We start from the raw sequence: 18,285 nt of genomic DNA on the forward strand, positions 1-18,285 counted from the left end.
CTCAGAGCCTCACACGGCGGAAAGGCGCGATCAGTGTCAGGATCTCGGGCGGCAGCGCCTGGGCGTCCTGACCGACGACGTCGCCGCGCCGCTCGAACCAGCGGGCGGCCAGCCGCAGCACCGCCTGCCGCAGCAGGGCCGGCACCGCAGCCGCCGTCGCGCCATAGCCGGCGACGAGATCGATCTCGATCGCGCCGCGCGACCGTCCGATCTCGGGCACCTCGCCCACCACCCGCAGGACCGGCGGATCGGCGACGGGGTCAAGTTGCAAGGCGCCGGCCGCGACCGGCTGCGCCTCGCCGAGCAGGTCGTAGACCCGGGCGGCGGTGATGGCGCTGACCGGCGAGAGCGGCAGGCGTATCTCGCCGCCATCGGGCCAGCGATCGATGACGATGCGCCAGGCCTGATCGACGAGAAGCCGCCCGGAAAAGGCCTCGATCATCAGCCGGGCAGCGGTGATCAACGTGCCGAGCAATTCGTCCTCGGCCGTCTGGTCGAGGCGCAGGAAGCCTCGCGCCTCAGCAAGCGAAACCGGCTCCTCGGCCGGCGGTGTCAGGGCAAGCGGCGTCATGGTCGCTCCGGTCTGGGGTTCAATTTCGCGGGACGACGCGCTATCAGCCCTTCCCTCACGGAGGAGCGCCGATGCGCGTCGGAAATCTGGTTGCCGCCGCCGGGCTCGCCTGCGGCCTGGCATTGACGGCAGGGCCTGCCTCGGCGGTCGTCGGTGGCCGCGAGGGCGGACCAGCCGCCGGCTCGACGCTGATGGTCCTCAACGCGCGCGGCGGGGTCTGCACCGGGATCGTGCTGTCGGCACGGGCAATCCTGACCGCCGCCCATTGCGCGTCAGGCGGCACCGACCTGCGCATCCACTGGAAGGACGGCTCAGGCGAGCCCGTGCTGTTCGCACCGGCCGCCGTGGTGCTCCATCCCGAGTTCAAGGCCGATGCCGTGGCCTCGCGCCGGCGCTCGATCGATCTCGCACTACTGCGCCTCGCCGAGCCGCTGCCGGCCCGCTTCACGCCGGCGGCGCTGGTCGGCGGTGAGCCGCCCCGGGCTGGAGCTGCGATTGCGCTGGCCGGCTATGGCGTATCGCGCGAAGGCGAGGCCCGCAGCACCGGCGTCTATCGCTCCGCGGCCCTCACGGCCGTCGAGCCCTATGGTCCGGGCCGGATCCTGCTTTGGGCCGCCGACCCGGCAGGCGCCGGCAAGCGCCCCGGCATGGGCGCCTGCCAGGGCGATTCCGGTGGCCCGATGACCGGCGGCGATGGCGGCGTCGTCGCCGTCACCAGTTGGTCGACCGGGCCAGCCGGCAAGAGCTGCGGCCTCTTGAGCCAGGGCGTTCTGGTCGCGCCACAGCGCGGCTGGATCGACGGCACACTCTCGAAATGGGGCGAGGCCGCGTCCTGGCGAAACTGACGCCGACTTAAAAACTGGACTGCAGCGCAACAGCTCATAGATTGGGTCAAGTCCGTGCAGTTGGTTCGCATCATGAAATCTCGCGCATTCGCCTTCCTTCTCGCCGCCGGCCTTGTCATGGGCGCGTCGCCTGCGGTTGCCGTCATCGGCGGCATGGCCTCGCAGGACGTGCGCGGGGCGCGGGCCTCGACCTTGCGTGTCGAGACCAGCCGGGGCGAGCTCTGCTCGGGCGCCGTCATCGCGCCGGAACTGGTCCTGACCGCCGCGCATTGCCTGATGGGCGGCGGCTCGGTCAGCGTGGTCAGCCTCGATCCGCGCTTCCGCACGCGCCGGCACGCCGTCATCGCGGTGCTGCCGCACCCGACCTTCGTGCCCGGCACCACGCCGCGCACCCAGCCCGGTGCCGATCTCGCCATGCTGCGCCTCTCCGCGCCGCTGCCGTCCGACCTTGAGCCGGTCACGCTCGGCGGCGGGCTCTGGCAGGGCGAAACGGTGACCATGGCCGGCTTCGGCCTCTCCGTGGAAGACAACAAGAAGACCGCGCGGCGCCTGCGCGAGACCAAGCTGGTCAATGCCGGCAACTACACCACGCAGAACACGGTCAAGGTCGCGGTCGATATCGAGGCGCGCGGCGAGAAGCCGGGCGCCGGCGCCTGCCGCGGCGATTCCGGCGGGCCCGTGCTGCGCGGCGACGTGCGCTCGCGGGACCTCGTCGGCATCGTCAGCTGGTCAAGCGGCCCGCTGAACACGCGTGCCCGTCGCATCTGCGGCGGTTTCACCGCGATCACTCCGGTCAGCGAATACCGCAGCTGGATCAGCGAGGCCGCGGCGCAGCTGCTGGCGATGGGCCCCAATCCACGCCCCTTCGCGCAGCCGGAACCGCCGCCGCCCGCAGGCTATAGCTGGTGGTTCTCGCGCTGAGGACAGGGCGAGACCGCCCCGTCCTGCCGCGTCGATCAGGCCAAGCCGCGCAGCTCACACGGCGAATTTCAGGCCCTTGATCGCGGCAAAGTCCTGCACGCCGCCGCCGACGCGCTTGGTCGTGTAGAACAGCACATGCGGCTTGGCGGAGTAGGGATCGCGCAGGATGCGCACGCCCGCCCGGTCGACCACCAGATAGCCGCGCCGGAAGTCGCCGAAGGCGACCGAGACCGCGTTGTTGGCGATGGCGGGCATGTCCTCCGCCTCGACGACCGGGAAGCCGAGTAGCGTCGCGGGCGCGCCGACCGAGGCCGGGGGCTGCCAGAGATACTGGCCAGCCGTGTCCTTGAACTTGCGGATCAGCCCTTGCGTCTTGCGGTTCATCACGAAGGACGCGTTCTGGCGATAACCGGCCTTCAGCGCATAGACCAGATCGACCAGGATGTCGGAGGGGTGCGAGGCCGCGAAGGCGCCGGCGACACCGGTGTTGAGCACCCCGATATTGCCCCAGCTCCAGCTCGCATCCGCGACATTCGGATAGGCCAGGAAGCCCTTCGGCTTGTCGACACCGTCGCCGTTGACGAAGGCAGCGCCCTCCTGCTCGGCGAAGGCGCTCTCGACCTCCTCGGCGATCCACTGGTCGATATTGACGATGGCGTCGTCGAGCAGGGTCTGCGTCGCCGCCGGCATGGCGTAGAGCTCCATCGCCGGGAAGGAGAGCTCGGCCAGCGTCGGCGAGCCGGTCTGCGGACGGGCCGCCGCCTCCGCGACCCAGCCCGCCGCGGGGCCGGTGGTGGAGTAGGCCTTCTTGTAGGTCCCGGAGGAGATCGTCCTGACGGTCGCGATGGCGCGGATCGGCGAGACCGTCGCCAGGCGGCGCAGGATCTCGCTCTCGACGCCGGACGGCGCGAGATAGCCGCCATCCGGCCCCGAGCCGGCAGACAGCGCCTTGCCCTCGAGCCGCTTCAGGCCGCCGGCTTCGCCGCTGCGGATATAGGCGGCGAAGGCGGCCTTGTGCTCGCCGACCAGCGCATCACGCGGCTCGTCGCGGCCGAGCGCCGGCCGGCTGCGATCGAGCGTCAGGCGGTCGATGCGGCGCATCGCATCGTCGAGCGCGGCATCCATCCGCGCCATCTTCTCCTCGGTCAGCGGGTCGACGCCGCGGCGGGTCTCGATCTCGGCCAGCCTTTCGTCATTGCTGACGCGATAGCTTTCCAGCGTGTAGCGCAGGTCGTCGAAGGCCAGCGACAGGTCGGCACCGGCCGCCTTGGTCTCGGGAGCGTGGTTCGCAATGGTCATGGTCTTTCCTCGGGTGGGTCGGTTTCAAAGCGGGGCGAAGGCGGGTTGGGCGCAGCTCGGCGCACCGCACAGCGCCTTCACGGCGGAGACGCGGGCTTGTGGCAGCATCGGGAAGGTGACGATCGAGATTTCCCAGAGGTCGATGCGCTCGAGCCGGCGCAGGCCGCTGCGCGGCTCCGTGCGCGCCTTTTCGGAGCGGAATCCGATCGAGAGTCCGTCGATCGCGCCTTCCCGCATCAGGGCGTGGATTTCGCGGGCCCGCGCCACCGCCAGCGAGAGCTGGCCGCGCACGAAGAGCCCGCGGCCATCCTCTCCGAGCGCGATCCAGCGGCCGATCGGCTCGGCCGGATCGTGCTGCCAGAGCAGCTTGACGCCGGCCGGGCCGCGCCGGGCGAGGCTCTCGCGGAAAGCGCCGGGCTCGACGAGGTCCTTGCCGAGATCGGCGATGCCGAAGAGGCTGGCATAGCCCTCGAACTGGCCGTCGGGCCTGACATGCGCCGGCGGCAGGGCCAGGAACTTGGCTTCGCGCGCAAAGGGGCCGTTCGATGGAGCAACTCTCATCGGCCGCCCTCCGCGCCCCGCTCCGTCCCGGCCTTGGCGCTGTGGCCGGCGCCGCCCTCCAGCCTTGCGAGGTTGCGGACGAAGCGGCCGAAGGTCTCCGCCTGAGCCGCGCCGCGCGGCGGCTTCGGCATTTGCGCTCGCCCGGTCCCGCCGGATGGCGAAGACGGCTTCTTCTCTCCGGAACGCGTCATGTCTGGTCCCCCTCATGGCGGGCGTTGAAGCGATTGAGTTCGCGCACGAATTCGTCTAAGCGCCGATTGGCCGCAGTGAGTTCGCGCAGCACGAAATGGGCGAAGCCGGAGGCGCAGGCCGCCCAGAGCAGCAGGCCGAGATGGCCGACATCGGCGCGGCCGATGAAGGCGCCGACGATCTGTTCGAGCAGGTTCATGAGATCCCTCCTCCGCCTGTGGGGGCGCGGCCATAGCCGACCGCCTCGCGTTTCTCGTCCTCGCTGAGGAAGCCCGCGGCCGAGAGCCGGCGCCAAAGCGATTCCCGCTCCTCGGACAGCGCCTCGATGGCGTCGAGGTCGGGCTCGAGCGTGAGATCGTCGCCGAAGGCGGGCCCGAGCCATTGCGCCAGCGACTGCGCGGTCCGCCGCACCAGCGGGATCGCGGTCTGGCGCCAAAAGGCGCGGTTCGCCTCGACGAAATTCGCGTGGGTATTGTCGCCCGGCAGGCCGAGCAGTAGCGGCGGTACGCCGAATGCGAGCGCGATCTCGCGCGCGGCCACTCCCTTGGCGGCGACGAAGTCGAGCTCGGCCGGGGTCAGCGAGAGCGGCTTCCAGTCGAGCCCGCCTTCGAGCAGGAGCGGCCGGCCGGCATTGCGCGCGCCCTGGAAACCGTCCTCCAGCTCCTGCTTCAGCCGCTCGAACTGGGCGTCGCTGAGGCTCGCCCCGTCCGGCCCGTCATAGACCAGCGCGCCGGAAGGCCTCGCAGCATTGTCGAGCAGGGCCTTGTGCCAGGCGCTGGCGGCGTTGTGGATGTCGAGCGAGCAGGCCGCCGCCTCGATCGGCGACAGGCCGTAATGGTCGTCGACCGGATGAAAGAGGGTCAGGTGCAGGATCGGCGGGACGCCGCCCTCGTCCTGCCGGAAGCGGATCGTCTCGCCGCCGACAGTGTAGTCATAAGCCTCCGGCCAGCCGTCGCGGCCGGGCACGATCCGCATCCGGTCCGGCCGCAGCGCATAGAGTTCGCGCGGCTCGCGGCCGGCACTGGCCGCCTCGACATAGGCGTTGCCGGCGACCAGCAGGTGGCCGAACAGCATCTCGCGGAAGGCGATGCCGCCCTGGCGCGGATTGGGCCGGTCGATCAGAGCGAGCGCCGGATGCTCCGGCATCTCCCGCGCGCCGACCTTGGCTATAAGCGGCGTCTGCGCCGCGGCCTCCGCGATCAGGCGGACGCAGCGATGCACGACCGGGTTGCGCTCATAGCCCTCGCGGGCCAGCGCCGCATAGTCGCGCGGCGTCCAAACAGCCCGCCCGGCCTCGTGCAGCGCGATCAGCGGCCCGACGCGCGAGCGCTTGCGTTCCGGCGCGGCGAGGCCGCGCAGGTGGCGTAGAAGATTGAGCATGGTTGTCTCGCTGTTGAGGCGTCGTGTTCGCTGGGCCGTCATGGTCGGGCGTGACCCGACCATCTTTGAAACCAGTGCATTCTCGTCCTGAGGTTCTCGGGTCTGCGCTTCGCTTCGTCCGAGAATGACGTGTCTAAATCCCCCTCACCCGCGGCCGGGCCTTCGGGCCAAGCATCAGATGGGTCAGGGCCCAGACCAGCGCATCGAGCCGGTCGGGCGAGCGGCCGGAACTCAGCCCGCCCGGCCCGAAATCGCACATCTCGTCTTCCAGCGCCGGGAAGGCGCCTGCATGGCGCACCCTCCCCTGCGCATAGAGTGCAGCCACCGGCTCGGCCCTGAGATATTTGCCCCGCGTCGCCCTGACCGCCGTCACCGGCACGCCCGGATCGACCTCGCGGATGACGGAGGTCGCCATCTCGCCGCCCTGGTTGACCTCCACGACGAGCGCATCGGCCTCGAAGCGCCGGTGGAGCGCGACGGCCTTCTGCGCCCATTCATGCGGGCGGGCGCCGGAAACCGTGCCGTCTTCCAGCACATGCCCGATGCCGTCGCGGTCGATGCCGGCGACGAGCAGGCCGCAGGAATCCGCGCGTTGCGAGGACGATGCCGGCGGATCGACCGCGACGACGATCCGCGCAAGGGCCGGCGCCTCGGCTTCGCGACAATCCTCGATCATGGCACGGGTCCAGAGCGCATCGGCGCTCTCCTCGACCAGCTCGCCGTCGATCTCCTGCCGGCCGAGCCGCGTGCCGCCATAGGTTTCCTGGATGCTGCGGACGAACTCCGCCGCGAGGTGGAGGCGGTTGGCATGGGTCGTCGCCCGGCTAATCTTCACCTGCGGATCGGCCAGCAGGCGCTTGATCAGGGGCACCGGGCGCGGCGTGGTCGTCACGATCTGGCGCGGTCGCTCGCCGAGACGCAGCCCGAATTGCAGCATGTCCCAGCACTCCTGAAGGTTCGGCCATTTGGCCAGTTCGTCGGACCAGGCGGCACCGAATTGCGGGCCGCGCAGTGCCTCGGGGTCCTCGGCCGAGAAGGTTTGGGCGATCACCCCATTGGCCCAGCGCAGCTGCCGCCGCGACGGCGACCAATCGGGCCGCTCCCATCTGCTATGGATTGCGAGCAGCCCGGAGACGCCCTCGATCATCACGTCCCGCACCTGCCCTTGCGTCTCGCCGACGAGGGCAATGCGCTCGACCGCCTTATCGGAATAAGGTGGCTCGCCCAGCGCCATGCCCTTGACCCATTCGGCGCCGGTGCGCGTCTTGCCTGCACCGCGCCCGCCGAGCACAAGCCAGATCGGCATCTGCGGCGGCTCACTCAGGCGCTGGTCGATGCGGCCGAAAAGCCCCCAGAGCTCACCCAGGATCGTCACCAGATCAGGCGGAAACTCCGGATCCAGGAGGCAATGCTTCGGAATGAGCCTCGCCCAGCTCGCGGTCGGCAATCGCATCAAGACGTCGTGCAAGCTCCTTTCGAAGCTCGGCGGCGTAGCGCAATCCAGCGGCAGGATCGGCATCATCGGTCGCCTTGTTCTCCCGGGTAGCGGTCGCCCCTTCCAGTGCGACCAGCTCGCGCACGGTGCGGGCCAGCACCGCCAGCGCCTTGGCGTCGGCCTCGCTCGCAGCAGCGCCGGCCGGCAGCCCGTCGAGCCGCGCCTCATGGGCATCGAGCTGGCGCTTGGCGGCGCGCCAGAGCTTCGTCACCACCGCCTTGCGGCCGACAGGCAAACGCTTTCCCTTCGCGACCGGCAGCGCCGGCGCGTCGTCTTCGTCATCGGTCATGGATTTCTCCCGTGCCGGACATGCGAAAGCCGCCGGCTGGTGGGCGCGGCGGCTTGGCTCGTCTGGTCACACTTCGTGAGCGTTCCTGTTGTCTAGCCGATCAGCGTGACGATGTCAAGGATAAAATTCCTATGATCGACAACGCAGCGCCGGAGAGCGTCAGACCTCTTCCTTCTCGACCCATTTGTAGGTCGCGGCCGGGACATATTGCTCCATGCGGTCGAGCAGGGTCGCCGGCTCGGTATCGGTGATCGCCATGGCGCGGTGGGCCTGTTTCAGGAAGCCGGCCTCCACCGTGTTGTCGAGGAAGCTCGCCAGCGGGTCGTAGAAGCCCGCGACGTTCAGGAAGGCCAGCGGCTTCTCATGGATGCCGAGCTGGCCCCAGGTCCAGATCTCGAACAGCTCCTCGAAGGTGCCGATCCCGCCGGGCATCGCGATGAAGCCCTCGGACAGCTCGGCCATCCGCGCCTTGCGGATATGCATGGTCTCGACGACTTCGAGCCGGGTCAGCCCGTGATGGCCGACCTCCTTCTCGCGCAGGGCGCGGGGGATGATGCCGTGGACCTCGCCGCCGGCCGCCAGTGCCGCGTCGGCGACGATGCCCATCAGCCCGACGGCGCCGCCGCCATAGACCAGCACCATGCCGCGGCGCGCGATCTCTCCCCCCATCGCGCGGGCCGCGGCTGCATAGACGGGATCATTTCCGGGGTTGGAGCCGCAGAAGACACAGACGGATTTCATGAGGTTGTCTTTTCGGTGCTCAGGGCCTGCAGGATGCGCGCCCAGGAGCGTTGGCCTTTGTGGAAGGAGGAGAGGTCGTATTTCTCGTTCGGCGAATGGACGCGGTCGTCGTCGAGCCCGAAGCCGACGAGCAGCGTGTCCATGCCGAGCAGGCGCTTGAAGTCGCCGACGACCGGTACCGAACCGCCGGAACCGATGGTCACGGCCTTGCGGCCCCATTCCTCGGTGAGCGCCGCCCGCGCCTTGGCCAGCGCCGGGGAATCCTCCGGCACCGCGATGGCGGGCGAAGCGCCGTGCGCGGTGAATTCGACGCTGACATCGGCCGGCAGGCGCTCGCGCACGAAGGCCTGGAAGCTGGCCGCGATCTTGTCGGGATCCTGCTTTCCGACCAGCCGGAAGGAGATCTTCGCTGAAGCCTTGCCGGCGATCACCGTCTTGGTGCCCTCGCCGATATAGCCGCCCCAGATGCCGTTGACGTCGCAGGTCGGGCGCGACTGGATCTGCTCGATCAGCATGCGGTCCTTCTCGCCGACCGAATGCCGCAAGCCGATCTGGCCGAGAAATTCCTCCTCGGTCAGGCCGAGATCGGCCCAGTCCGCCTTCTGCTGGTTGGTCGGCTCCTCGACGCCCTCATAGAAACCCGGCAGCGTGATGCGGCCGGTGTCGTCGTGCAGGGCGGCCACGATCTTCGACAGCACATGGATCGGATTGGCGGCGGCGCCGCCGAACAGGCCCGAATGCAGGTCGCGGTCGGCACAGGTGATCGTGAGCTCCTGATAGACCATGCCACGCAGCGAAGCGGTGATTGCCGGCGTTTCGCGATCCCACATGCCGGTGTCGCAGACCAGGGCGAAATCGGCGCGCAGCTCCTCGGCATTCTCGCGGACGAAGGCCGGCAGGCTGACCGAACCCGATTCCTCCTCGCCCTCGACCATGATGGTGATACCGATCGGCAGTTCGCCGGTTTCGGCGAGCGTCGCCCGGATCGCCTCGACGAAGGTCATGACCTGGCCCTTGTCGTCGCAGGCGCCGCGGCCGGTGATCACCTTACGCCCGGGCTCGATCTCCTTGACCGACGGTTTGAACGGGTCGCTGTCCCAGAGATGCAGCGGGTCGACCGGTTGCACGTCGTAATGGCCGTAGAACAGCACATGCGGCGCGCCGGGCTTCGGCCGATGCGCCAGCACGATCGGGTGGCCGGGCGTCTCGCGCAGCGAAGCCTCGAAGCCGAGCGATTCGAGGTCCGCCCGCAGCCATTCCGCCGCGCGACGGCTGTCTGCCGCAAAGGCCGAATCGGTCGAGATCGACGGGATCTCGATCCAGGAGGACAGCCTGGTCAGCGAATCATCGAGACCGGCATCGAGGCGGGAAAGGATCGCGGGCAGCTTGGACATGGCACTCGACGGGCTGGGCTCCCGCATCAGCGGCGAGCCATTTCAGGTCGTGCCATCATGACAAGGCTTGGCGTCCGCGTCAGCCCTTCGATCGGGCATGACGCTTGCGCGCCGGCCTGCGCTCAGCGCTTGCCGCCGCCCATCATCGAGCCCAGCACGCCGCGCAGGATCGCGCTGCCGACCTGCCGGCCGATCGTCGTGGCGGCAGAGCGTGCGGCCGAGGTCAGGACCTTTTCGGCCATGCTTTGCGGCATGCGGCCGCCGCGGCTGCCCGGCCCGGTCTTGGGGCGCTCGGTCTGGCCGCCGAGCCAGCCACCGATCGTGTCGAGGATGCCGCCCCCACCGGTGGTCGAGGCCTCGACAGGCTCGCCCTCCGGCGCAAGGTTCTTGCGGCTCGCCAGCACCTCATAGGCCGACTCGCGGTCGACCATGGTGTCGTACTTGCCCTTGAACCCCGACTCGGCCAGCGCCTGCTGCCGGACCTGGAGCGAGCAGGGGCCGACCTGCGCCATGGGCGGCGCGATCAGCGAACGTTCGACCACTTCCGGCGAGCCCTTGCCCTCCAGCATCGAAACCAGCGCTTCGCCGACGGCGAGCTGCATGATCGCCTCGGCCGTATTGATCTTGGGGTTCTGGCGGAAGGTCTCGGCGGCGGCCTTGACCGCCTTCTGGTCGCGCGGCGTGAAGGCGCGCAACGCATGCTGGACGCGGTTGCCGAGCTGGGCCAGCACCGTATCGGGAATGTCGAGCGGATTCTGCGTCACGAAATAGACGCCGACGCCCTTCGAGCGGATCAGGCGCACGACCTGCTCGACCGCAGTCAGCAGCGCCTTGGGCGCGCCGTTGAACAGCAGATGCGCCTCGTCGAAGAAGAAGACGAGCTTCGGCTTGTCGAGGTCGCCGACCTCCGGCAGCTGCTCGAACAGCTCAGAGAGCAGCCAGAGCAGGAAGGTCGCGTAGAGGCGCGGATTGGCCATCAGCTTGTCGGCGGCCATGATGTTGACGATGCCGCGGCCATAGCGGTCCCTCTTCATGAGGTCGGCGATGTCGAGCGCCGGTTCGCCGAAGAAGATGTCGCCCCTCTGGTTCTCCAGCACGAGCAGGGCGCGCTGAATCGTGCCGACGGTCTGCGACGTGACGTTGCCGTATTGCGTCGTCAGTTCCTTCGCGTTCTCGGCGATGAAGGCCAGGATCGCGCGCAGATCCTTCAGATCGAGCAGTAGCAGCTTCTGCTCGTCGGCGATGCGGAAGGCGATGTTGAGCACGCCCTCCTGCGTCTCGTTGAGATCGAGCAGGCGGGCGAGCAGCAGCGGGCCCATCTCGGAGATGGTGGCGCGGACCGGGTGGCCCTGCTCGCCGAACACGTCCCAGAAGACGGTCGTGAACTGGTCGGGCTCGTATTTGACGCCGATCTCCTCGGCGCGCTTGACGAAGGGCGGCTTGGAATCGCCGGGCGCGGCGATCCCTGAGAGATCGCCCTTGATATCCGCGGCGAAGACCGGAACGCCGGCGCGGGCGAAACCTTCCGCCAGCACCTGGAGGGTCACCGTCTTGCCGGTGCCGGTCGCTCCCGTCACCAGGCCGTGGCGGTTGGCGAGCTTGAGGAGGAGACGTTCCTCCTTCCAGCTCTTGCCGATCAGAATCGTGCCGTCATCCGCCATGAGCCTGCCTGTTGTGCTATCGATGGGTCAGGGCAAGGGTGTAGCGAAACGCGCCGGCCGGCGGAAGCCCGGACGCCGCACGCGATCGCCACTTGATCGAACCGTTGATATGTGAACTATCGCTCGCGGCATATCGCAACCGACAGGACCGACACCATGGATGAACTGATCGCCCGCGTCATCGCGGCCTCCGGCCTCAGCGAGGAGCTTGCCCGCAAGGCGGTCGGGATCATTCTCGCCTTCCTGCAGAAGGAGGGCCCGGCGACCGAGATTTCCGAGCTGATGACGGCGCTGCCCGGCGCGCAGGAACTCGCGGCGACCGAGGGCGGCGCCAAGGGCGGCATGATGGGCATGGTCGGTGGCCTGATGGGCAGCAATGGCGGCGTCATGGCGCTCGGCGGCCAGTTGATGGGCGCAGGCCTTTCGATGGGCCAGATCCAGTCGGTCTCGAAGGAGATGTTCGCGGTCGGCCGCGAGAAGGCAGGCGAGGACGCGATGGGCGCGATCGTCGGCGCCATCCCGGGGCTCGGTCAGTTCATCTGAGCGCGACCTCGCAGGCGCTGCAAGCCTCGAAGCCGCCCCGACGGGCGGCTTTTTCCTTTTGGCGACGCGACTGCCATCGCGATGACGCTGTTGCCGTGCAGGATGCAGCGAGAATTGCTCGACAAGGAGACCCTGCCATGCCGATCCGCTCCCTCGCGCTCCCCGGCGCGATCCTGCTCACCGCCGGCCTGACGTCGATGGCGGGCGCTCAGGATTCGCGTGGCAAATGCTCGTCGGAAGCTGCCGCCAGCCTGATCAACAAAGCCCTGCTGCCGATGGAGGAGCTCAAGCGGATGACCGGCGCGGGCATCGTCCGCCAGATCGCGCCGGGCGATCCGGTCACGATGGACTTCAACGAGAGGCGTCTCTCGATCGAGGTCGCGGATGGCAAGATCCTGCGCGCGACCTGCGGATGAGGCGTTCATCGGACGCTACTGCGCCAGAAAGCCCCCGTCGACGGCGAGGATATGCCCGGTGACCATGCCCGCGGCCGGGCTCGCCAGATAGAGGATCGCGTTGGCAATGTCATCGGTCGAGGCCAGGCGGCCCATCGGTGTCATGCGCCGGACCTCGGCCATCAGCGTCTCGTTGGCCTTCAGCGCCGCGATGAACTCGGTATCGACCCAGGTTGGCGCGACCGCGTTGACGCGTACCCCCTGCCCCGCCCATTCGACCGCGAGCGCCCGCGTCAGGTTCACCACGGCGCCCTTGCTCGCCTGGTAGGAGATGTTCGGATAGAGCCCTCCGCCCGAGAGCCCCATGATCGAGGCGAGATTGACGATCGCGCCCGAACCCTGCGCCGTCATCAGCCGCCCGGCAGCGCGTGCGCAAAGGAAGCTGCCGGTCAGGTTCACGTCGATGACGCGCTGCCAATCGGCAAGCGAGAGCTCGGTCGTAGGGTGGCGGATCGCCATGCCGGCATTGTTGACGAGAATGTCGAGCCGGCCCTGAGCCGCCACGATCTCAGCGAAGCCAGCATCGACCTGCGCCTCGTCGGCGACGTCGAGCGCGCGGGCTGAAGCCGCTTCGCCGATCGCCGCAGCGGCGGCCTGCGCGTCGTCGGAATCACGGTCGAGCAGCACGACCCGCGCCCCCATGGTGACGAAAAGTTCCGCGGTCCGGCGCCCGATGCCGCGGGCGGCGCCCGTGACGGCAGCGACCTGCCCGTCCAGCCTGAAAGGAGTTCCCGTCGCGCTATTCGTCATCGCCGCCCCTTCGAATTTTTATCTGTTCGCCGCGAACTCCTGCATACAAAGCCGGGGCTACCGGCGGCAACCCAATGGCGCTCGGGAGTACCTGCCGGCGTTAGCGCACGCCGGCTTGGACAAACTAGGCATGGCGGTGCGCGGCTGCGCGTGGCAATCAGCATGTCGCGGTCGTAACGGGGACATAAGAGGAGCGTCAGCGCGCATGGGTTCCGCATCGACATCCGAGCTTCCCTATCTCGACGCCTTCGCGGCGCCCACGCAAGAGGTGTGGCGCGCAGCGGTCGACAAGGTGCTGAAGGGCGCGGATTTCGAGAAGCGCCTTGTCGGCCGCACCGCGGACGGCATCCGGATAGAGCCGCTCTATGCCGCAGCGACGCCTACCCAGCGCCCCCGACGCGCTGAGGCCGGCCGCTGGCATGTGGCGGCCCGCCTGGATCATCCGGACCCGGCGGAAGCGCAGAAACTCGCCCTCGCCGATCTCGAAGGTGGTGCGGATTCGCTGACCTTGAGCTTGTCCGGCGCGCGCGCCGCTCGCGGCTACGGCCTCGTCGCCGACGATGTCGCGGCGCTCGACACCGCACTCGATGGTGTGATGCTCGATCTGATCCGGCTGCGGCTCGATCCCGCGCCCCAGGGCCGCGTCAACGCGCTCCTGCTGGCAGCCCTGGTCGAGAAGCGCGGGTTTTCGCCCGACGGCCTCTCGGTCGATTTCGGCCTGGACCCGATCGGCCTGCTCGCCACGAGCGGCAGCTTCGCCGCGGGTTGGCCGGAGATCGGTCGCAGGCTCGCCGAGACGATCCGGGTGCTGAAGGCGCGTGGCTTCGCCGGGCCTTTCATCAGCGCCGATTCCCGGCCCTATCACGAGGCCGGCGCCAGCGAGGCGCAGGAACTCGGCGCGATGCTGGCGACGGCCATCGCCTATCTGCGCGCGCTGGAAGCCAACGGGCTTTCGCTGGAGGATGCGCGGGACGCGATCTCGTTCACGCTCGTCGCCGATACCGACGAATTCCTGACCGTCGCGAAGTTCCGGGCGGCGCGGCTGCTGTGGGAGCGCATCCAGGCGGTTTGCGGACTTTCGCCGAAGCCGATGGTGCTGCATGCCGAAACGGCCTGGCGTTCGCTGACCCGGCGCGACCCTCACGTCAATCTCCTGCGCGGCACGATCGCGGCCTTCTCGGCCGGCGTCGGCGGCGCGGATTCGCTGAGCGTTCAGCCTTTCACCGCGGCGCTAGGCCTGCCCGACGGCTTTGCCCGGCGCATCGCACGGAACACCGAACTGGTCCTGCTGGAAGAGGCCAATCTCTGGCGCGTCGCCGATCCGGCCGCCGGCGCCGGCAGCTTCGAGGCGCTGACGCTGGCGCTTTGTGAACGGGCCTGGACCGCGCTGCAAGAGCTGGAGGGCCGGTCGCGCGACGGCATGCCCGGCATCGTCGCGGCCCTCGTGCACGGCACGCTGCAGGCCGAGTTGACGAAGCAGCGCGGCGCGCGCGCCAAAGCAGTCGCCACGCGCCGAGAGCCGATCACAGGCACGAGCGAATTCCCGCACCTCGCGGAAGCCAAGGTCTCGGTCCTCGACGTCGCGCAGCCTCCGCGCCGGCGGCCGACGCAGCCTCTGCGCAAGGCGTCGGAACAGGATCAGGCCGGCCTCATCGGCGAGCTTGCGGCCGGCGCATCGCGCGATGTCGCGCTGAGCGCCGCGGAGGACGACCTGCGCGCCGCGCCTCTGCCCTCGGCACGGCTGGCCGAGCCTTTCGAGGCCTTGCGCGACAAGGCCGACGCCGCCACTGAGCGGCCGATCGTCTTCCTGGCGACGCTGGGCCCGATCGCCGATTTCACCGCTCGCGCCGCCTTCGCCCGCAACCTGTTCGAGGCCGGCGGCTTGGCCGCGCCAAGCGGGAACGGCTTCGCCACGAATGGCGCCACCGATCTCGACGCGCTCATCGCCGCTTTCCGAGATTCAGGCGCGAAGCTCGCCTGCCTGTGCGGCTCGGATGCGGCCTATGCCGAAGAAGGCCCGGCCGCAACCGAGTCGCTCGCCAAAGCCGGCGCGACGGTCTGGCTCGCCGGACACCCGGGCGAGAGCGAGGCTGCGCTGAACAAGGCGGGCGTTTCGTCGTTCATCTACATGGGTTGCGATGTGGTCGAGACGCTCGAGCGTGCTCAGGCCATCGTGATCGCCTGACCGGAGACCTGCCTTGACCGCCATCGCCCTCACCATCGCCGGCTCGGATTCCAGCGGCGGCGCCGGCATCCAGGCCGATCTGAAGACCTTCGCTGCACATCAGGTCTATGGCGCCAGCGTCATCGTCGCGCTGACTGCGCAGAACACGATGGGTGTCAGCGCCATCCATGCCGTGCCGCGCGACTTCGTCGCCAAGCAGATGGACGCCGTCTTCGAGGATCTCGATGTCGGCGCGGTCAAGATCGGCATGCTCGCGACCGCCGAACTGATCGAGACGGTCGCCGCCGGTCTCAGGAAGCATGGCGCCAAGAACATCGTGCTCGACCCGGTGATGATCGCCGCCTCGGGCGCAAGGCTTCTGGAGGCCGATGCGGTCGAGGCGATCCGCACGCATCTCTTCCCGCTGGCGACGCTGATCACCCCGAACCTGCCGGAAGCAGCCGCCCTGCTCGGCACCAGCGTCGCCGAGACCGAACAGGCCGTGGACGAGCAGGCCGAGAAGTTGGCGGCGCTCGGTGCCGCCAATGTCCTGGTCAAAGGCGGGCATGGCGGCGGCGATGTCAGCAGCGACCTGCTGTTGCTCGCGGGCGGCGCCCGGCAGCGGTTCAACGCGCCACGGCTCGAAACCCGCAACACCCATGGCACCGGCTGCACCCTGTCCTCGGCCATCGCCGCGGGGCTGGCCCAGGGGCTCGCACTGCCGGAAGCGGTGGGCCACGCCAAGACCTATATCTCGGCTGCCATCGCCGCGGCGGATCAGGTTGCCATTGGCCACGGTCACGGCCCGGTGCATCATTTCCACCATTGGTGGGACAGGATCGACGGGAGCAAGCCATGACTGCGATCCCGGATTTCACGAAACTCTCCTTCGCCGCGGGGCATGCCGCGCCGCCCGCAACCGTCCCGGCCGGCGATGACTGGCAGACGCCGGAGGGCATCCCGGTGAAGGCCGCATATGGCCCTGCGGATCGCGAGGGCCTGCCCTTCGTCGATACGCTGCCGGGCATCGCGCCCCATCTGCGCGGTCCCTACCCGACGATGTATGTCAACCAGCCCTGGACGATCCGGCAATATGCCGGCTTCTCCACGGCGGAGGATTCGAACGCCTTCTACCGACGCAACCTCGCGGCCGGACAGAAGGGCCTGTCGGTCGCCTTCGATCTCGCCACCCATCGCGGCTATGACTCCGACCATCCGCGCGTCGGCGGCGATGTCGGCATGGCCGGCGTCGCGATCGATTCGATCTACGACATGCGCACGCTGTTCTCGGGCATCCCGCTCGACCAGATGAGCGTGTCGATGACGATGAACGGCGCCGTCCTGCCGGTGCTGGCGCTCTACATCGTCGCGGCAGAAGAACAGGGCGTGCCGGCGGCGAAGCTCTCGGGGACCATCCAGAACGACATCCTCAAGGAGTTCATGGTCCGCAACACCTACATCTACCCGCCCTCGCCCTCGATGCGGATCATCGGCGACATCTTCTCCTACACCTCGGCGAACATGCCGAAGTTCAACTCGATCTCGATCTCCGGCTATCACATGCAGGAGGCCGGAGCGACGCAGGACCTCGAGCTCGGCTACACGCTGGCCGACGGCGTCGAATACATCCGCGCCGGGCAGCGGGCCGGCCTCGGAGTCGATGTCTTTGCGCCGCGGCTGTCGTTCTTCTGGGCCATCGGCATGAATTTCTTCATGGAGGTGGCGAAGCTGCGCGCCGGCCGGCTGATCTGGGCCAAGCTGGTCAAGGATTTCGGCGCGACCAACGAGAAATCGCTGCCGCTGCGCACTCATTGTCAGACCTCCGGCTGGTCGCTGACGGCGCAGGATGTGTTCAACAACGTGCCGCGCACCATGATCGAGGCGATGGCGGCGACGCAGGGACACACCCAGTCGCTGCACACCAACGCGCTCGACGAGGCGCTCGCCTTGCCGACCGATTTTTCCGCCCGCATCGCCCGCAACACGCAGATCCTGCTGCAGCAGGAAAGCGGCACGACCCGGATCATCGATCCCTGGGGCGGCTCGTATTATGTCGAGCGGCTGACCGCGGAGCTGGCCAAGAAGGCCTGGGGCCATATCCAGGAGGTCGAGGCGCTCGGCGGCATGGCCAAGGCGATCGAGGCCGGCATCCCGAAGCTTCGGATCGAAGAGGCCGCCGCCAAGACGCAGGCGCGCATCGACGCCGGCCAGCAGGCGATCATCGGCGTCAACGCCTTCAAGCCCGACAACGAAGCCTCGATCGACGTCCTCAAGGTCGACAACGCCTCGGTCCGCGCCCAGCAGCTCGACAAGCTGAAGCGCCTCAAGGCCGAGCGCAGCGGGGCCAAGGTGCAGGCGGCGCTGACCGCCTTGACCAACGGCGCGGCCGGCGACGCCAACCTGCTCGACCTCGCGGTCGAGGCGGCGCGGGCCAAGGCCACCGTCGGCGAGATCTCGCTGGCGATGGAACAGGTGTTCGGGCGCCACAGGGCCGAGATCAAGGCGATCTCGGGCGTCTACAAGCGGGAGGTCGGCGAGATGAATCCAGCCGTCACGCGCGTCCAGCTGATGTGCGAGGCCTTCGAGGAAGCGGATGGGCGCCGCCCGCGCATCCTCGTCGCCAAGATGGGCCAGGACGGGCATGACCGCGGCCAGAAGGTCATCGCCTCGGCCTTCGCCGATCTCGGTTTCGACGTCGATATCGGCCCGCTCTTCGCGACGCCGGACGAGGCGGCACGGCAGGCGGTCGAGAACGACGTCCATATCGTAGGCGTCTCATCGCTGGCAGCCGGGCACCTGACATTAGTGCCGGAGCTGAAGGCGGCGCTGACCAAGGCCGGCCGGCCCGACATCATGATCGTGGTCGGCGGCGTCGTCCCGCCGCAGGATTTCGAGGCGCTGATCGAGGCCGGCGCCTCCGCAATCTTCCCACCCGGTACCGTCATCGCCGATGCGGCCGAGAAACTGCTCGAGGATCTGAACGGGCGGCTGGGTTACGCGCAGCGCAGCGCGGCGGAATAGCGGACA

The 18,285-nt window shown here is 68.8% G+C and carries 19 protein-coding genes; 7 read left to right on the forward strand and 12 right to left on the reverse strand.

What is annotated here, in order from left to right:
* Position 1 precedes the first annotated feature (1 nt).
* Positions 2-571: a hypothetical protein gene (locus ASE63_RS00855; RefSeq protein ID WP_056795095.1), complete on the reverse strand. Its 570-nt coding sequence runs from the start codon at positions 569-571 to the stop codon at positions 2-4.
* A gap of 71 nt (positions 572-642) precedes the next feature.
* Here ASE63_RS00855 and ASE63_RS00860 point away from each other — a divergent pair, with 71 nt between their 5' ends.
* A complete protein-coding gene (locus tag ASE63_RS00860) occupies positions 643-1,416 on the forward strand; it encodes a trypsin-like serine protease (RefSeq protein ID WP_056795098.1) in 774 nt (257 codons plus the stop codon).
* Positions 1,417-1,488: 72 nt separating this feature from the next.
* Positions 1,489-2,337 carry a trypsin-like serine protease gene (locus ASE63_RS00865; RefSeq protein ID WP_082609543.1) on the forward strand — a complete coding sequence of 283 codons (849 nt, stop codon included), beginning with the start codon at positions 1,489-1,491 and terminating at the stop codon, positions 2,335-2,337.
* A gap of 54 nt (positions 2,338-2,391) precedes the next feature.
* Here the strand turns inward: ASE63_RS00865 and ASE63_RS00870 are convergent, their stop codons facing one another.
* From ASE63_RS00870 to ASE63_RS00910, 10 genes are all read right to left on the reverse strand, one after another.
* Complete coding sequence (locus tag ASE63_RS00870) at positions 2,392-3,636, reverse strand: phage major capsid protein (protein WP_056795101.1); 1,245 nt, start codon at positions 3,634-3,636, stop codon at positions 2,392-2,394.
* 24 nt (positions 3,637-3,660) lie between these two features.
* On the reverse strand, positions 3,661-4,197 hold the full coding sequence (locus ASE63_RS00875; protein ID WP_056795104.1) for an HK97 family phage prohead protease: 537 nt from the start codon (positions 4,195-4,197) through the stop codon (positions 3,661-3,663).
* Positions 4,194-4,328, reverse strand: a complete 135-nt coding sequence (locus ASE63_RS28690; RefSeq protein ID WP_280137429.1) for a hypothetical protein — start codon at positions 4,326-4,328, stop codon at positions 4,194-4,196. The genes ASE63_RS00875 and ASE63_RS28690 overlap by 4 nt, the downstream gene beginning before the upstream one ends.
* Positions 4,329-4,384: 56 nt before the next feature.
* A complete protein-coding gene (locus ASE63_RS00880; protein ID WP_056795107.1) occupies positions 4,385-4,585 on the reverse strand; it encodes a hypothetical protein in 201 nt (66 codons plus the stop codon).
* A complete protein-coding gene (locus ASE63_RS00885) occupies positions 4,582-5,766 on the reverse strand; it encodes a phage portal protein (protein ID WP_082609616.1) in 1,185 nt (394 codons plus the stop codon). Before ASE63_RS00885 ends, ASE63_RS00880 begins: the two co-directional genes overlap by 4 nt.
* Before the next feature lie 133 nt (positions 5,767-5,899).
* Entirely contained in the window at positions 5,900-7,102 is a 1,203-nt protein-coding gene (locus ASE63_RS00890; RefSeq protein ID WP_244491261.1) for a terminase family protein, read from the reverse strand.
* A gap of 43 nt (positions 7,103-7,145) precedes the next feature.
* A complete protein-coding gene (locus tag ASE63_RS00895; RefSeq protein ID WP_056795110.1) occupies positions 7,146-7,550 on the reverse strand; it encodes a hypothetical protein in 405 nt (134 codons plus the stop codon).
* 159 nt (positions 7,551-7,709) lie between these two features.
* Positions 7,710-8,291 (reverse strand): TIGR00730 family Rossman fold protein, encoded by a 582-nt coding sequence (locus ASE63_RS00900; RefSeq protein ID WP_056795112.1) that lies wholly within the window; start codon positions 8,289-8,291, stop codon positions 7,710-7,712.
* Complete coding sequence (locus ASE63_RS00905) at positions 8,288-9,685, reverse strand: dipeptidase (protein WP_056795114.1); 1,398 nt, start codon at positions 9,683-9,685, stop codon at positions 8,288-8,290. Before ASE63_RS00905 ends, ASE63_RS00900 begins: the two co-directional genes overlap by 4 nt.
* Positions 9,686-9,807: 122 nt before the next feature.
* On the reverse strand, positions 9,808-11,346 hold the full coding sequence (locus ASE63_RS00910) for a helicase HerA-like domain-containing protein (protein WP_056795117.1): 1,539 nt from the start codon (positions 11,344-11,346) through the stop codon (positions 9,808-9,810).
* A gap of 156 nt (positions 11,347-11,502) precedes the next feature.
* On the opposite strand from ASE63_RS00910, the gene ASE63_RS00915 reads away from it, so the two are divergent.
* Together ASE63_RS00915 and ASE63_RS00920 are read left to right on the forward strand one after the other, a co-directional pair.
* On the forward strand, positions 11,503-11,889 hold the full coding sequence (locus ASE63_RS00915; protein WP_056796492.1) for a hypothetical protein: 387 nt from the start codon (positions 11,503-11,505) through the stop codon (positions 11,887-11,889).
* Between the two features lie 137 nt (positions 11,890-12,026).
* Positions 12,027-12,305 carry an I78 family peptidase inhibitor gene (locus ASE63_RS00920; protein WP_056795120.1) on the forward strand — a complete coding sequence of 93 codons (279 nt, stop codon included), beginning with the start codon at positions 12,027-12,029 and terminating at the stop codon, positions 12,303-12,305.
* Positions 12,306-12,320: 15 nt separating this feature from the next.
* Here the strand turns inward: ASE63_RS00920 and ASE63_RS00925 are convergent, their stop codons facing one another.
* Positions 12,321-13,094 (reverse strand): SDR family oxidoreductase, encoded by a 774-nt coding sequence (locus ASE63_RS00925; protein ID WP_056795121.1) that lies wholly within the window; start codon positions 13,092-13,094, stop codon positions 12,321-12,323.
* Positions 13,095-13,299: 205 nt separating this feature from the next.
* Here ASE63_RS00925 and ASE63_RS00930 point away from each other — a divergent pair, with 205 nt between their 5' ends.
* From ASE63_RS00930 to scpA, 3 genes are read left to right on the forward strand one after another with little or no spacing between them, the layout of a single operon-like run.
* Entirely contained in the window at positions 13,300-15,279 is a 1,980-nt protein-coding gene (locus tag ASE63_RS00930; protein ID WP_056795124.1) for a methylmalonyl-CoA mutase family protein, read from the forward strand.
* 13 nt (positions 15,280-15,292) lie between these two features.
* Positions 15,293-16,117: a bifunctional hydroxymethylpyrimidine kinase/phosphomethylpyrimidine kinase gene (gene thiD, locus ASE63_RS00935; protein WP_056795127.1), complete on the forward strand. Its 825-nt coding sequence runs from the start codon at positions 15,293-15,295 to the stop codon at positions 16,115-16,117.
* Positions 16,114-18,279 carry a methylmalonyl-CoA mutase gene (scpA, locus tag ASE63_RS00940; protein WP_056795131.1) on the forward strand — a complete coding sequence of 722 codons (2,166 nt, stop codon included), beginning with the start codon at positions 16,114-16,116 and terminating at the stop codon, positions 18,277-18,279. The genes thiD and scpA overlap by 4 nt, the downstream gene beginning before the upstream one ends.
* Positions 18,280-18,285: the final 6 nt, after the last annotated feature.

It is taken from the genome of Allobosea sp. Root381, from assembly GCF_001429395.1.
GTDB lineage: Bacteria > Pseudomonadota > Alphaproteobacteria > Rhizobiales > Beijerinckiaceae > Allobosea.